14 protein-coding genes and 3 pseudogenes are annotated in these 14527 nt (G+C 41.4%); 5 read left to right on the forward strand and 12 right to left on the reverse strand.

Annotation, left to right across the window (positions count from 1 at the left end; genetic code table 11):
* Positions 1-41: 41 nt before the first annotated feature.
* Together RM556_RS06100 and RM556_RS06105 are read right to left on the reverse strand one after the other, a co-directional pair.
* Entirely contained in the window at positions 42-1040 is a 999-nt protein-coding gene (locus RM556_RS06100) for a nitronate monooxygenase family protein (protein ID WP_311360911.1), read from the reverse strand.
* A gap of 44 nt (positions 1041-1084) precedes the next feature.
* Positions 1085-2239 carry an acyl-CoA dehydrogenase family protein gene (locus tag RM556_RS06105; RefSeq protein WP_311360910.1) on the reverse strand — a complete coding sequence of 385 codons (1155 nt, stop codon included), beginning with the start codon at positions 2237-2239 and terminating at the stop codon, positions 1085-1087.
* Between the two features lie 176 nt (positions 2240-2415).
* On the opposite strand from RM556_RS06105, the gene RM556_RS06110 reads away from it, so the two are divergent.
* Together RM556_RS06110 and RM556_RS06115 are read left to right on the forward strand one after the other, a co-directional pair.
* Positions 2416-3450 (forward strand): AraC family transcriptional regulator, encoded by a 1035-nt coding sequence (locus RM556_RS06110; RefSeq protein ID WP_311360909.1) that lies wholly within the window; start codon positions 2416-2418, stop codon positions 3448-3450.
* Positions 3451-3500: 50 nt separating this feature from the next.
* Positions 3501-4052, forward strand: coding sequence for a prepilin-type N-terminal cleavage/methylation domain-containing protein (locus tag RM556_RS06115; protein ID WP_311374135.1), 552 nt, complete (start codon positions 3501-3503; stop codon positions 4050-4052).
* On the opposite strand, the gene RM556_RS06120 is transcribed toward RM556_RS06115, so the two are convergent.
* From RM556_RS06120 to RM556_RS06145, 6 genes are all read right to left on the reverse strand, one after another.
* The gene (locus RM556_RS06120; protein WP_311374136.1) at positions 4036-4863 is read right to left on the reverse strand and encodes a LytTR family DNA-binding domain-containing protein; all 828 of its coding nucleotides are present in this window, start codon (positions 4861-4863) and stop codon (positions 4036-4038) included. The two genes, RM556_RS06115 and RM556_RS06120, sit on opposite strands and share 17 nt — an antisense overlap.
* Positions 4860-6071: a histidine kinase gene (locus tag RM556_RS06125; protein WP_311374137.1), complete on the reverse strand. Its 1212-nt coding sequence runs from the start codon at positions 6069-6071 to the stop codon at positions 4860-4862. The genes RM556_RS06120 and RM556_RS06125 overlap by 4 nt, the downstream gene beginning before the upstream one ends.
* Before the next feature lie 206 nt (positions 6072-6277).
* Complete coding sequence (locus tag RM556_RS06130; protein ID WP_311374138.1) at positions 6278-6601, reverse strand: DUF3718 domain-containing protein; 324 nt, start codon at positions 6599-6601, stop codon at positions 6278-6280.
* Between the two features lie 231 nt (positions 6602-6832).
* A complete protein-coding gene (locus tag RM556_RS06135) occupies positions 6833-7441 on the reverse strand; it encodes a DUF502 domain-containing protein (protein WP_311360904.1) in 609 nt (202 codons plus the stop codon).
* Positions 7431-8552 (reverse strand): glutathione S-transferase family protein, encoded by a 1122-nt coding sequence (locus RM556_RS06140; RefSeq protein WP_311374139.1) that lies wholly within the window; start codon positions 8550-8552, stop codon positions 7431-7433. Before RM556_RS06140 ends, RM556_RS06135 begins: the two co-directional genes overlap by 11 nt.
* Positions 8553-8561: 9 nt before the next feature.
* Entirely contained in the window at positions 8562-9263 is a 702-nt protein-coding gene (locus RM556_RS06145) for a cupin domain-containing protein (RefSeq protein WP_311374140.1), read from the reverse strand.
* 262 nt (positions 9264-9525) lie between these two features.
* Between RM556_RS06145 and RM556_RS06150 the strand changes: the two genes are divergently transcribed.
* Together RM556_RS06150 and RM556_RS06155 are read left to right on the forward strand one after the other, a co-directional pair.
* Positions 9526-10107, forward strand: coding sequence for a TetR/AcrR family transcriptional regulator (locus RM556_RS06150; RefSeq protein WP_311374141.1), 582 nt, complete (start codon positions 9526-9528; stop codon positions 10105-10107).
* A 105-nt stretch (positions 10108-10212) separates the two neighbouring features.
* A complete protein-coding gene (locus RM556_RS06155; protein ID WP_311374142.1) occupies positions 10213-10761 on the forward strand; it encodes a carboxymuconolactone decarboxylase family protein in 549 nt (182 codons plus the stop codon).
* A 105-nt stretch (positions 10762-10866) separates the two neighbouring features.
* Here RM556_RS06155 and RM556_RS06160 read toward each other — a convergent pair.
* Together RM556_RS06160 and RM556_RS06165 are read right to left on the reverse strand one after the other, a co-directional pair.
* A pseudogene (locus RM556_RS06160) lies at positions 10867-11100 on the reverse strand (RMD1 family protein); the annotation flags it as partial.
* 65 nt (positions 11101-11165) lie between these two features.
* Positions 11166-12241 (reverse strand): IS3 family transposase gene (locus RM556_RS06165; RefSeq protein ID WP_311360899.1). Its coding sequence is split into 2 segments (ribosomal slippage): positions 11166-11992 and positions 11992-12241, totalling 1077 coding nucleotides; the frame shifts between segments, so codons are not numbered across the junction.
* Between the two features lie 73 nt (positions 12242-12314).
* Here RM556_RS06165 and RM556_RS06170 point away from each other — a divergent pair.
* Positions 12315-12527 (forward strand): annotated as a pseudogene (locus RM556_RS06170) (hypothetical protein); the annotation flags it as partial.
* A 401-nt stretch (positions 12528-12928) separates the two neighbouring features.
* On the opposite strand, the gene RM556_RS06175 reads toward RM556_RS06170, so the two are convergent.
* Positions 12929-13390 carry a hypothetical protein gene (locus RM556_RS06175; RefSeq protein ID WP_311360897.1) on the reverse strand — a complete coding sequence of 154 codons (462 nt, stop codon included), beginning with the start codon at positions 13388-13390 and terminating at the stop codon, positions 12929-12931.
* A gap of 330 nt (positions 13391-13720) precedes the next feature.
* Positions 13721-14363: pseudogene (locus RM556_RS06180) on the reverse strand (transposase); the annotation flags it as partial.
* Positions 14364-14527: the final 164 nt, after the last annotated feature.

Here is a 14527-nt window from a genome sequence, read left to right on the forward strand (position 1 = left end):
ATTTGACCGCAATAGTCTGCCCCCCACACATCAAAGGTAGACTACTTTGCGAAAGTGTTCTTATATGAACGATTGTATTTCTCTGTGGCTTCATGATATTCACCAATCAATTGACTCACCAATTCCAACGTACTTTTAATTTCGTCGATTGAACCTACTCCCTGCCCTGCCGACCAAATATCGCGCCACGCCTTTTTGTCGTCTTTGTTAGGTTTAGCATTCATATCAAGTTCGGCACCAAAATCTAGTTCTGCTTTTGGACTGAGATCATTTGGATCAATACCGGCATCTACAATACTTTGCCGAATAAAACTCGCATTCACGCCTGATATTTTCGGTGTATATACGATGTCACTTGCATTGCTATCTAAAATCATATCTTGATATTCACGATCAATGTTCGCCTCACTTGTCGCTAAAAAACGCGTGCCCATATATGCCATATCAGCACCCATCATTTGCGCCGAAGCGATATCTTTACCATGCGATAAACTGCCAGCTAAAAGGATTGTTTTATCAAAAAATTGTCGTAACTCTGTGACCAAGGCAAAAGGATTTGTTGAACCTGCATGCCCACCGGCACCGTTACATACAGCAATAATGCCATCTACGCCGGCCGCTGCAGCTTTTTGTCCGTGCCGTGCGTTCACTACGTCATGGAAAACTAGACCACCATACGCATGTACCTCCTTTACTAGATCAGCGACAGCACCTAAAGAGGTAATAATTAAGGGCACTTTGTACTTTACGCATAGTGCTAAATCAGCTTGCCAGCGAGGATTGCTCTTATGCACAATAAGGTTAACACCAAAAGGCGCTGCTTTTTTGCCGCTTTGTTGTTCCCATTTTGCCAATTTAGCGTTTATCTCAATTAACCAACTTTCAAAGCCTTCACTGGTTCGTTGGTTTAATGCTGGGAAGGTTCCTACTATGCCTGCTTTGCAACATTCAACTACAAGGTTAATACCACTTGCAATGAACATAGGTGAAGCAATCAAAGGAATGCTCAAGCGATCTGTAAACTCAACAGGTATAGACATTGTTTCTCCAGAAAAGGTAGTGATCAATTAGCAGAGGGGCGACTTTATCGCCCAAGTATTCCGCGGGCGATGACTTCTTTCATAATTTCGGAGCTCCCGGCATAAATAGTTTGCACTCGCGCATCGCGATAAAAACGAGAAATTGGATACTCGTCGGTATAACCATAACCCCCAAATAACTGCAGACACTCATTCACAGTATTAACTTGCATTTCAGTCGCAGCTAATTTGAGCATAGCAGCATCAATCACGGTCATCTCATCACGTTTGTATTTATCCATGTGCTTTTCTAACAAAGCGCGACTTAATTCTAAGTCAGTTTGGCATTGAGCTAACTTAAAACGGGTATTTTGAAATTGAGATACCGTTTGACCAAAAGCTTTACGCTCTTTGACGTACTCGCAAGTAATATCCAAGGCCCCTTGTGCATGTCCAATCGCTTGCACCGCACACCCTAAACGTTCTCGAGGAAGCTCTCGCATTAAGTACACAAAGCCTTGGCCCTCTTCGCCAAGCAGCGAGTCGGCAGGAATTCGCATATTCTCAAAAAACAATTCGCCAGTGTCACTACTATGTTGACCAATTTTTTCAATAGGCTTGCCCGTTGAAAAGCCCGGCAAACTGGTATCCACAAGAAATAACGAAATACCTTTAGCACCAAGGCTAGGGTCAGTCTTAGCGCAAACAATGATCATATCTGCGCTATTGCCATTAGTAATAAATGTTTTCGAGCCATTTAGAATATAGTCGTCACCATCTTTAACTGCATTCGTGCGCATGCCGGCCACATCGCTTCCTGCGCCGGGTTCAGTCATTGCTAGCGCAGTCAGAACTTCACCGCTCGCCATTCCTGGTAACCATCTATCGCACTGTTGCTGGGTGCCAATGTTTAAAATATATGGAGCGACTATATTTGCATGAATGTTATATCCCGTTGCTAGGGAATGAAAATTCATTCTGCACATTTCTTCCTGAATCATCTGGCATACTTCGAAACTTGCACCTGCAGCACCGTATTTTTCATCAAAATCGACTAACAACATGCCCGCATTGCCCATGGTATTCCACATTTCTCGAGGCATGTGATGGTTCTTTTCCCACTCTTCATAGTGAGGAGTCACTTCCTGCTCTAAAAAGCGTAAAACCATATCACGGAACATTTCAATTTCTTCATTCTGGACATCGACATGCGAAGACATAGTAAACCTCAGTTGCTAAATATTAGTGGGGTAACACATCATTCAATTATTGACATAACAACCACCACAGGCAATGATGGATTCAGCCAAACTTTTTACATAAACGGACACAAAAGTGTCAGGTAAAGTATAAAAAAAGCTGAATTAAGTGATTTAGTTGTTATAAGCGGACAAACTTGAAGACAGAACATAATCCATCTTATCACCATACGATTGCTAGCTACTTTGCTCGTACACACGTTAAAAATGCTCATAACCTAGGGGCTGATACTCGTTTCGTGCTAGCTGGTGCAGGACTGTCCTATGCTGTTATTGAACAAGAAAAGCGGCGAATAACACCAGACCAATTAGCCAGCATAGTCAAACGCTGTTGGCTAGCAACGGGTGACGAGTTTTTAGGATTGACTGAACAAACGATGAAACTGGGTATGTTTGCTTTATTAGCCGAGCGCTTAATTCAATGCAAAACCCTTGGGGACGTTTTGATCTATGCAGCAAAGTTCTACAGACTCTGCGGAGATCAACTCTTACTCACTATAGAAAAGCAAGGGGGCAGGGTATTTTGCTACCTTGAGCCAAACTTTACCCAAAAAAGAAAAGATACAACACCTCAAAGCCTACTAACTGAGTTGTTACTATTAATTTTTCATCGTTTTAGTAGTTGGCTTGTCGCTGAATTTATAGCCTTGAACAAAGTGGCCGTGACGCACACAAAACCTGAGCACTTCCAAGAATACCGATTAATGTTTCCGTGTCGGTGCGAATTTATGAGTGAAAAGAATGCATTGGTATTCGACAGCGAGTATTTGCAGCTTCCGGTTATACGCAATAAGGAAGCCTTAGATAAATACCTTAAAGAGAGTCCTCTACAATGGTTCAAAAAACAGTCTTACTACGACACATACAGCGCCAAAGTTATTCGCATATTAGAAAGCGCGAAATCAGATAGGGAGACTCAGTTGGATAGCGTAGCGTCTACGCTAAATATGACCGAGAGAACCTTACGTCGTAAACTCGTCGCTGAAGGGAGTAAGTTTCAACAACTCAAAGATAATATGCGAAGAGACAGAGCTATCAATCTGTTTAAGCAAGGAAGTTTAACCATTGCACAGATAGGTTTGGCAGTTGGTTTCACTGAACTTGCTACATTTTCTCGTGCATTTAAGCAGTGGACAGGTGTGTCGCCAAGCACTTACCGAAACTATCGTTAAAAACACATAAAACAGTAATATTGCAAAAACGAAAGGGCCTTGGAGGGCAAATGCAGCACATTCGACGCACATCAAACACGACTAAAAACCCTTTTCAACAGGGATTTACACTGATAGAGCTTATTATAGTAATCGTTATACTAGGAATCTTGACTGTGGTTGCTGTGCCGCGTTTTCTGGATTTAAGCGAAGATGGAAAAATAGCGAGTTTAGAGGGCATGAAATCAGCCATGCTATCAGCGTCGAACTTGGTTTATTCAAAAGCTGTTTTACAAGGTTTAGAAAAGATTCCATTCAATGCAACACCAGCACCTTATGTGGATTTAGATGGTGACGGGGTCGGTGACATTAATACACATTATGGAATACCAAGTCGATCTCGCGGTGATGGCATTGTGAAAGCCTTGGATTCATCAGTATCCGAAGAGTGGACATGGTCAACTTTCTACAACGGTGCATTTGTAATTACAACAGCAGATATTGGCGGAAGAAAAGGCCAATATATAAACAACACTTCGGTGACGCCCACAAATTGTTATGTCCGTTATGACCAAACAAGCACTGGCATCCCTGACATCACACTGATTACGAGTGGTTGCTAAGCTCATCAAAAAGAAGCTTAAACTTTCTACTGACTTTTACGCTATCACCTGAGCTTAACAGTGCCATATACTCACCATTAGAGTTTGGTGTCAGTTTACTTAACTTAGCTGTATTGATAATGGCGGAGCGATTCACTTGCTTAAATAACATTGAATCTAGCTCATCTTGAAACTGCTTTAGTGTTTTTCGAATGATATGTGTACCTTCTTGAGTATGCACACACATGTAATCGCCCGCAGCTTCTATCCAAAAAATACTATCTAGTTTGACTCGTAACCATTCTGTACCGCTTTTCAATGATATTGTTTTTTGCATTTCAGTGACACGACCGGGCACTGCAGTTTCCAGGTTTTGCATGAATGCATTTAGAGAATTACCCGTCTTCGACACAACCAACTCATCTAATTCACGGTGTTTCTGTGCTAATTCACCTTCCTGCTGCAATTTAATTAGGCGTCCGACGCATGCTTCTAGCCGCTCATCAGCAAAAGGCTTTAACAAATAATCAAACGCTTCAAAATCAAATGCATTTAGCGCAAATTCTCTATATGCAGTAACGAACACTATCTTGCATGTACCCTCAACATTAGCTTGCAACCATCGAGCGAGGTCAATACCTGACATTCCTGGCATTTCGATATCTAGAAAAATGACATCTGGCATAAGCTGAGCGATCGTGAGCTTAGCTTCATTCGCTGAAGCACATGAGGCAATAATGTCGATATGCTCGTTGGTTTGCAGACGCATGATCAAGCCCTCTCTGGCGAGTGGCTCGTCATCAACTATCATCGCTTTGATTTTCTGGTTCATGCTCGCTCCATCGGTATAGCAATTTTTACTTTAAAGCCTGACCCTGTGTTTTCTTCGCACTCTCCCTCATTGCTTTGGTCTTGAGTACAATCAACGTCGAACATATGATTATGAGGGTAAAGTACTGCTAAACGGTCTCGGATATTCTGAATACCAACGCCATTATGTGCCGCAGCGCCTTCATTTACTTTGGACTGCGTTTTACAATCAGCCACGCCAGGTCCATTGTCCGATACCGAAAGGTGTAACATACCCTTCGCACAGTATGCTTGAATGCCAATCACACCACCCGATTCCATTTTGGAAATCGCATATTTAATCGAATTCTCGATGAGTGGCTGAAGCAATAAGCTTGGCACCATTAACATTTCAGCTTCTGGTTCTACTTGAATGTTGATAGATAAACGGTCATCAAAACGCGTTTTTTCTATTTCCAGGTACATCATTAATGCTTTAATTTCATCGTAAAGTGCAATTTTCTTTTCAGGGTCGTTGTCTAGCGAGAATCGCAGAAAGGTCGATAGGCGAACAAGCATCCCGTTTGCTCTCTCCTTTTGTCCCTGCAACACTAAGGTGGATATTGCATTAAGCGTATTGAATAAAAAGTGTGGATTAATTTGATAGCGTAGCATCTTAATTTGGGCATGATGCGATAAACGAAGTGCTTCAAGGTGTAGCTTTTTTTCGTCTAATAAGCGGTAGTGATAGTTAATGCCAAAATACATGCTACTCCATACCAAGATCATGAAGAATGCATAGCTAAGTGAGCTCAAAATGCCCCAGGGATTAATATCTCCGCCTTCTAAAATTTTGTCTAACTTGCTCATACCATCCAAAGCATAATACAGAGACATGGTGTAGTTCTTAGCAGGTGTCCAGATTAAAGCAACAAGTAGACTCAGCACAACGATAAGAATAATAAGTTTAACCGAATTGAGATGCCAACAACGTCGGTAAATGTAGCGCAGAGGTAAAGTCAGTAAAAAGGCAATCGCAGCGCTTCCGATTAGAGGAAGAATGATGCCAAAACTCGCATCTGTTTCATAAGTAAATAGGATATTGTCGAAAGAAAAAATAATGACATATGCTATCCAACCTGCAATGTGCAACAACCAAAAAGACGGTTTGTGATTATCCGAAAACAAGCTGTCATTGCTCAACTGAAGCTGAGAATCATTGGGTAAAGCTTGTTCAATTTGACTACTCATTGCAATTTATAATCCTAATATAGTAATGCGTGGTTCACGTGTTTTATCTAAGCCCAGCTTTTTCATAGTGTAGTATTTAGGTGGCAATTGTCGACTGTTTGAAAGACGAACGACGGATTTATGCGACAAAAATAAAAACGAGGGCCGAAATGACCCTCGATGTGCTAGGGAGTACACTTGTGTTTACTCAAGTGTTATTTGATGCACTAACTTTTACGAGCTAATTGCTCTTTACTCGGCTTTTTATTCGAAGCCAGAAATTCTGCTGTTACTGTAGCGTTCACCGATAGAGCAAAACTTTCCCCATCCATTCCGTTACAAACTAAGCCTTTCACAATTTGGCGTTTGTCTACGCCAGAGTTTTTAATTGCACGGTGAAGTTTAAATCGATTGTTTGATTGGATGGCCTCACATACTTTTACTAGTTTTTTTTCTAAGCTCGGTGAGAGCTGATTAGCCTGTGCAATGGACGATACACTAACAAGTGCACCTAAGAACAAAGAAAGAGATAAGCGTTTGATATTCAACATAGGATTCACCTTTCGTAAGCTGATATGGAAACAGCCCTGTGCCGTTTCAATAGTCTTATTAAATGCGAAAGAGGAATAGTCGTCGTTAAATTTGCGACAAAATACGGTTTAATTCGATAAGTCACCTGAGTGACTGAATCACGCGATGAAATTCCAGTTGTAAAGCTTAGAACCTAAGGTCTACTGATATTGTGATAGTGTGAAGGTAAGCTGATTTACTTAGTAAGTTGTTTACTCACTTTGTTTAGTCGCTTTCGTTTTTGGCTCTCCTTTTTTATCAAGAGAGCTACCACCGGTTACCGCAATGCGCATGGCTGTTTCAACGTCAATATCCAGATTGGCCACTTTGCTTTGGTCCATATACATCGTATAGCCACCAATTTGGTAGCTGAGTGGCAAATACACGGCTATTTTGTTTTGACCGGGAAACACAATGTTGGCAACACTCTCGTTAGTAACAAAGCCAATGGCATGACTCCCATCTGCCATCTCTACAGAAACCGCTCGTTTGGTGCTGGTTTCTTTTTTGATTTGAAAGAGATGAACTGCATCTTGAATTGCGCCAAATAGCGTTTTGATCACAGGTACTCGCTCAAGTAAATCATTACTGCGCTCAATAATCAGCTTAACTACATAGGCGTTGACCAATATGCCAATGAAAGCCAACACAATCAGCACAACAATCACACCTAGACCCGGAAAATAGTATTGTGAAGGGATATAAGGCGAAAACAAACCTTCGGCAGCAAGGGCAATCCAAACTAAAAGGTAAATGGTGAGCACAAAAGGCAGGATGGTGAGAAGACCTTTTGCAACTAATTTAGCAAGTTCATTTAACATTTCTTTGCGATCCCTTTTCCGAGACTAATTTATTATTTTCTTTAGCTACTCTGTGTTTAATGGTCGTTTGCATTGCCTCAAGTCCACCTATTTGGAGTAAGAGGCTATCGACTTGAGCACGCTCCTCTGCGTTAAAACCATTGTATAGGTCTAAGACACGCTGGAGTTTCCATTGGCTAAAGGACTGGATTGCTCGGCTTTCACTGACATTGCCTAGTGAAAACACATGATCACCAATTTTGCGAGGGAGCTCATGTTGCTCTGGATTGTTCAATATCCATTTTTGCGTTTCTTTGGCTGAGTTAAGCTGCACCGGCCAAAACTCCTTGAACTGTCGCGTTAATATCGCAAGTAATGTGTCTGGCACTTCATCATCAGCGAGCCACTCACCTAAAGGGAGATTTTCCTGATTCATGCGTTCGACCCACTTAACCAGGTTTGGTGCTATTTTTTGCATGATTCTACCCGATGCTGGGTCGCGGTATAAATGCGCGTATAACGGCCCCATCAATCCAAAATCACCGACACATGGACGAGCACCGAGTAAGTAGTCATGTATCGCAAAATGCGCATCTAACGAGGGTAATACGTCCTGCTCATACCACTTCTCTATTGCAGGAATGCTTTTTGGTGTTATCCCTAACATAGGTACAAAGCCTTTAAACATCGAGCCTATTTTTTTACCCGCAATTCTTCGAATAAAAGCAGGCATGCGTGGAAACGCGATTTTTCCGAACTCTTCGTAGATAAACGGGAAGTTATCGTGATTCCAGCGGTAATGCATAGCAGGCAAAAGTAACCACTCATCACCCCACATTTCCAATATGGCTGATACCAATTTTTGTTTAGGAGTGTCTGGAATAATTGAGCGCTCAGGAAAGCGCGCCTCAAGCAAGTCCATCATCACGGCAGTATCTTGCACAAAGTCATGCTCTGGCGTCTCTAAGACAGGAATAAAACGCACACCCGTTTTGGGTTCGATGATATTTTGATATACCTTGCGAGACGAAAATACTTCTTCGAATGGAATGTTTTTAAATGTTAGATACGACCTCGCTTTACCTGTATAGAGCGAAAGTGGTGCTCCGTAAAGCTTATATCCTGAGGTCATATTTTTTCCTTATTTTTTTGTTGCTAGCTTAACACGTTTAATCTGCTCCTCAACATCACTTAAGTTGCCTGTTTTCATCCAAAATTTCACGCCATACTCACCGGTTTGTGCATTTAGGATTGTGCCGACGGGAAGTCGAAGCCAGCTATTCTTCACCAGCGTATCATTTTGTTCGACCATGTCCCCTTCTAACACAAGAATTTCAATTCCCCCGGGCTTGTCGATGTATATTTCGGTATTGGCGGCAGCACTTATCAAACTAACTTCTTCGTGGTCGTCTGAATATAGCATAGTTTGCATAAGGTCACTATTTACATGGATTGGTTGGGCACTCAGATCATTCATTTGCAAACGAACATGAGTTCGGTCATCCATTTGAAACTGCCACAACTTCACAAAAATAATACAGCCATCATCAGAGCCGGGTTTATGACTGGATTGAGGAGGGTTGCGAATGTATGAGCCTGCTGGAAAGTCACCGTGCTCGTCTTGGAATACGCCCTCAAGTACCACAAATTCCTCTCCGCCAGTATGCACATGTGGAGAGAACTCACTATTAGGGGCATATCGGACAATGCTGGTAGCTCGAGCAACTTCGTCACCCACTCGGTCCAAAGCACGACGATCCACTCCCGGCATTGGCGAGGCTACCCATTCCAGTGTTTCACTATGCACTACCTCGCGCTTACTGAAGTCTGCTCTGATTTCCATACTTTTTTACCTACCAAGTTAGTGTCTATACTACATACTGAAGAAGTTTAGTTTATTCCCATCAAGGTCATAAACATAGCTACATGTGGGTATTCAAAATGAGAATGAAGAAACCTATCACGTGATAGGTAGGCTATAGGTCAGTAGTGACAATGTCAACAAAGAGTCAGTGTCTAAAACGAAATAAGTGATATGAAAACGCTAGTTTGTTATGACTGGTTTAAACTGTTAATATTCTTCAAAAATAACGTGAGAGTGTATTATGCCTTGGGAAAAATCTTTTGATGAAAACGAAATTGTAGATCGTGCCATGCGCGTGTTCTGGTCTAAAGGCTATGCGTCTTCATCTATCAATGATTTGACGAGTGCCACCGGCATTAATCGAGGCAGTTTATATAATGCTTTCGGCGGGAAGCTAAAGCTCTTCACTCGTGGTTTACTAAAATACGATCTTGAACATAGAAGATCGTTCCTGTCAGAGTTAGAAGCCATGAACGACCCACTCACTTCTTTTGAGCGTTGCTTTGAAGCAGTGATTGCACAAACACTCACTGATAAAGAGAAGAAGGGCTGCTTCCTAGTGAATACCGCGTCAGAACTTCCTTTCCATGAGGAAGAGGTGCGAACAATTGTAAACCGAGGTCTTTTGGAGTTTGAACAGTTTTTTCAACGTGGGATTGAAGTCGCTCAGGCCAGAAAGCAAGTCCCGTTAAGTGTTCATCCTGCAAATGCCGCAAAAGCCTTAATGGCAATGATCGTCGCCATTAGGGTTCTGGGGCGAGGTGTATTCAGCGAGACTGCCTTACACGCTATCGCCACCGAAGCGAAACGCTTACTCAAGTAATTATTATATCATATTTCTTTTGATGTCTTGACCGATTGGTTTAAACACACTACGGTTTAAACCAATCGGTACAAACAAATTTTAACTGACTAACGGAGAACAAATATGAGCAACTTTACTTTTCATGATGAAAAATCGGCGCCGGCAGATAGCGCACCTTTATTAAAAACAGCAAAATCTGCCTATGGTTTTGTGCCTAACCTACTGGCTGGCATGTCAACGTCACCGCAATTGACTGAAGGTTACATGACGCTATCATCTATTTTTAATAAGACTGATTTGTCAGAAACGGAAAGACAAATCATCCTAATGACTAACAATCGGCTGAATGGTTGCACCTATTGTATGGCCGCACACACAACTATTTCTCAAGGGGCTAATGTCGATGCTGATGTTATCGAAGCCTTAAGAACGGGTTCACCGATTGCTGACCCTAAGCTTGAAGCATTAAGAATATTTTCTGCTCAGGTAAATGAAAAAAGAGGTTGGGTAGGTGAAGAAGAAGTCGCTGCCCTATTAGCAGCAGGTTACACCCAAGAAACCGTCTTGAATGTGGTATTAGGCACAAGCCTTAAAGTCATGTCCAACTACACGAATCACATTACCGAAACACCGGTGGATGAAGCGTTCAAACCAAATACTTGGACAGCCTAGTTTTAAAAAACAACTGAGGAGAGGCTTGCTTTATGCAAACCTCTCTTTTTACTACTGAGTGATTGTTGCTATTTTTATTGCCTTTTAAAGAATGTAAACATTCACTTACTTTGGAAGAATATGAAAATACTCCCCAAAGAAAATCACAATTTCAATGGCAATCAGAATGATAATAATCCATTCGAGAAATGACGAATGTTTATGATTTTGTTCTGCAGCCAACATATCAAACAAGTCTTGAATGGTTTCTAGCTTCAGATTCAAGATTTCAATTCGCTGACTCAGCTCCAAGTATTTACCTAAACTTAAATAGTAATGCTCGAGCGCGGGAAAATCCCAGAAAAACTCTGGCGGGGTGACCTATCCCCGAGATTAGTACCAATCCACGGATGAGATTTTTCATACTATGCTGCTTGTTTTGCAAACTCAACAGGCGACATAAAATTCAAAGAACTATGTGGTCGAACATTATTGTAATGCTCTCGCCATAGTTCAATTTCGTAACGTGCCTCGTCTAAAGTTCTGAACCAATGTTGATTCAGACATTCATTCCTAAACTTACCATTTAGGCTCTCAACAAAGGCATTTTGAGTCGGTTTTCCTGGTTGGATAAAACTTAGCTTTACGCCACTTTCTTTACTCCAGAAGAACATTGCCTTGCTGGTATATTCGGTGCCATTGTCACAAACAACCGAATCAGGCTTACCCCGTTGTTCCATAATCTGGTTTAGGAATCTTGCTACCATCGCACCATTAATTGAAACCGAAACAAGCTGACCGACCATTTCTCGAGTAAAGTCATCAACGATATTGAGCACTATAAATCGTCGACCACTACTTAACTGATCAGCAACAAAGTCCATCGACCAACGCTGATTTGCTCGGTTCGGCAGCTCCATTGGCAGGCGCGGTCGCTGTAGCTTCTTGCGTTTCTTTGTTCGAACTTGCAGCCCTTCTTCCGTATAAAGTCGATAAGTGCGCTTTTTGTTTTGCACTAAGCCCTCGCTCTTTAGCAGACCATGCAGCATCAAGTAGCCGTAACGAGAATATTGTGTCGCGAGGGCCTTGAGCCGCGCTCGCACAACGCCATCAGCCTTTTGTTTCATAATATATCTAAATGCCGTTCTGCTTATTCCAGCAAGCCTACAGGCGCTGCGCTCACTCAGTTTGAACTGCTCAATTAAATGAGCAGAAATACGCTTCTTTCCCGCAGGCTTTACCACTTTTTTGAAACTACATCCTTCATAGCTTCAACCTCAAGCATCTTCTCAGCCAGCAAGCGTTTAAGCTTATTGTTCTCAGATTCCAGCTCTTTCAACCGCTTGGCTTCGTTCACTTCTAAGCCAGCGTATTTGCTCCGCCAATTGTAAAAAGTACCTGTAGATACGCCCATATCACGGCATATATCGTCGACTTTGGCTCCTGCTTCGTGCTGTTTAATCGCTCGAATGATTTGTTCTTCGGTGTAACGTTTTTTCATTTTGAGATCTCCACAATCTAAGAATAATTGGAAATCTCATCAATTTCATGGTTTTAATTTAGGGGGATAGGTCAAAGGCAGAACTGGAGTACATGAATTATTGTCTATGACGCCGGCGCTGCGCTCGATGATCTACAATAATGCGCCAAGTGAAGAATTGACGAATCAGGCAATGAAAGATGGTATGCGCACATTAGTACAGGATGCCATTGTTAAAGTTATTGATGGCCAAGCAGATATCGCTCAAATTCAGATTCTCAGTGGGTCGGGCATAAGCGATGAATAAAAGCTCCCCTCGTAACAACTGTCTTTAGCTTGTGATTGTTTCTTGTGAAAAGGCGTGTGTGGCGATATTTGTGGAAATAGCGTCCGTTACTGTCTGATATTAATAGTCCTTGGAACTGAATCCTCGAGAGTGTTAAACAATTACAAAAAAGCGAGCAGTAATAGCTTGAGTTGCTCTTTTTCCGCATCAGATGAGGTGGACGCATACCCAGCCACTTTAAGGATAAGGAAAACGTTTCACTCCCATCATCCGCTCTAAAAGTTAGTTATAAACAATAAGTCGAGAATGTAATGAACAAAGCTTTGTTAGCCGGTAAAGCCGGCTTTGAAAAGAATTATACTCAGACAAACAGAACATCAAGGCCATGTATTATCGTTTTGTATTTAAAAATAAATAATAAATTACTGGGTATTCATTTTAGTAATTTCTGATTCAGTAATTTTACCAGAATTAATAAGCCATGCCTTACATTCGTCTTTACTGATGCACTCAAAAGTGGGCATAAATATTTGCCCCCATGCTCCAAATAACTCAGAAAATTCAGATTCAGACTTAACCAGATCTATATAGCTTTTAAAGGTATCTATATGCGAAAACCCATGTTCGGTAAATGCATTTTCAAAGAAACTATACTTTGCTTGTCGTCTACAATTTCTATCAATACAAGAATCTCTTTGTATATTAAATTCACTGAGTTTTTTATTATCTTTAATAGATTGCATTATTAGAAGTAGATTTTCCTGATTAATTTTAGCTGCTGGTAGGTTAGCATTTGAATTACTTGTTACAGAATTTTCATTTTCACATGCAGATAAAAAGAGTAAAAACGAACCTAAAAGTAATGACTTTACTATATTTTTCATAAACATAATTATCCCTAAAAAACTAAACGCTACCATTCGATGATTATACGTACAAGTTTTTTATACAGTTAGCAATACCTTAAAATACTCAAGCTGGAGAATAAGTAACTGAGCATAAGAAAAATAAAAGCTATTTGCTACCCCCTGTGACAGCTGACTTTTTGACTAGATTGGTTTGTTGAAATATCGAATTGCGGAAGTGTTTTATGGCGTGTTAGTTTAGCATTTCATGCGTAGACAGGCCTTTGGTACAGAAAATGGAGAATTAAACCGCGAATAGCCCCGCCATATACTCGCGTTATTCTTTACTCTTGCAGCAGTAAATAGAGCCTACGCCCCAAAAGTGAAGTCACGTTGAATAGTAAAATCGTTTCCGTATTGTTCATCAGGTGGCGCTCGCAAATGTGGCAACAGTTTTGTTTGTTTAGAAGTTGGGTACTTTTTATCTAAATGCTTCAATATTTTTTGAATAACGAGAACGTCTATAATGCAAGCGATGATACTTACATTGTGCTTTTGGCATTTCTCACATTCAGTAATGTCTATGTTGAAGACCCGTTTTAGCCTTTGTGCCCAGGTCATCCCTCTGGCATAGTATGGCTTATCAGATTGGCTATCTTCTTTATTTATAAGTTTAGGGCTATTTTTACCTCGCTGTGATGCAGTGACTTGCGCACGAAGGTTGCTGTCAGGGGCGAATTAGGCCGAACTGCGCCGGTCACCGGAATCGAGTGAGGTTAAGTCTTGGTGGTGGAATCAGAGCGGCTAGCTTGCCAATAAAATCCAGAGCTTCAAAGAACACGTGGGTTGTACCGTCTCGATAAGGCGTTTTCAATTCATAGCGTACTTTTCCATGGTCGGTTATGCTCAAACGTTGCTCGCTAATCGCTGGGCGGCTAATGTAGCGGCACAGTCTTTCTAATTTTTCTGGCTCATCGGTATTAGCGAAGACCCCTGCGTGTAAGGAAAAACCTGAGGTATTGGCTAACTGACCATATTCGGCCAAGACCGCAATAATGTGATACATTTTTGGCGCTCTAAAGCGAAGTTATAATATTGATCTGAAGAAGCTTGATGATTGCTGACAAAAGCGATTGTTGAATTTTCCAAAATTACATTATTAACAGCAACCTACTG

The organism is Alteromonas sp. W364, from assembly GCF_031846205.1.
GTDB classification, from domain to species: domain Bacteria; phylum Pseudomonadota; class Gammaproteobacteria; order Enterobacterales; family Alteromonadaceae; genus Glaciecola; species Glaciecola blandensis.

Coding starts and splice junctions, on each gene's coding strand:
- RM556_RS06140 (WP_311374139.1), bottom strand. CDS start 8,552: ATGACCTCAGGATATAAGCTTTACGGAGCACCACTTTCGCTCTATACA.
- RM556_RS06175 (WP_311360897.1), bottom strand. CDS start 13,390: ATGAAAAATATAGTAAAGTCATTACTTTTAGGTTCGTTTTTACTCTTT.
- RM556_RS06100 (WP_311360911.1), bottom strand. CDS start 1,040: ATGTCTATACCTGTTGAGTTTACAGATCGCTTGAGCATTCCTTTGATT.
- RM556_RS06135 (WP_311360904.1), bottom strand. CDS start 7,441: ATGTTAAATGAACTTGCTAAATTAGTTGCAAAAGGTCTTCTCACCATC.
- RM556_RS06155 (WP_311374142.1), top strand. CDS start 10,213: ATGAGCAACTTTACTTTTCATGATGAAAAATCGGCGCCGGCAGATAGC.
- RM556_RS06130 (WP_311374138.1), bottom strand. CDS start 6,601: ATGTTGAATATCAAACGCTTATCTCTTTCTTTGTTCTTAGGTGCACTT.
- RM556_RS06150 (WP_311374141.1), top strand. CDS start 9,526: ATGCCTTGGGAAAAATCTTTTGATGAAAACGAAATTGTAGATCGTGCC.
- RM556_RS06105 (WP_311360910.1), bottom strand. CDS start 2,239: ATGTCTTCGCATGTCGATGTCCAGAATGAAGAAATTGAAATGTTCCGT.
- RM556_RS06115 (WP_311374135.1), top strand. CDS start 3,501: ATGCAGCACATTCGACGCACATCAAACACGACTAAAAACCCTTTTCAA.
- RM556_RS06120 (WP_311374136.1), bottom strand. CDS start 4,863: ATGAACCAGAAAATCAAAGCGATGATAGTTGATGACGAGCCACTCGCC.
- RM556_RS06145 (WP_311374140.1), bottom strand. CDS start 9,263: ATGGAAATCAGAGCAGACTTCAGTAAGCGCGAGGTAGTGCATAGTGAA.
- RM556_RS06125 (WP_311374137.1), bottom strand. CDS start 6,071: ATGAGTAGTCAAATTGAACAAGCTTTACCCAATGATTCTCAGCTTCAG.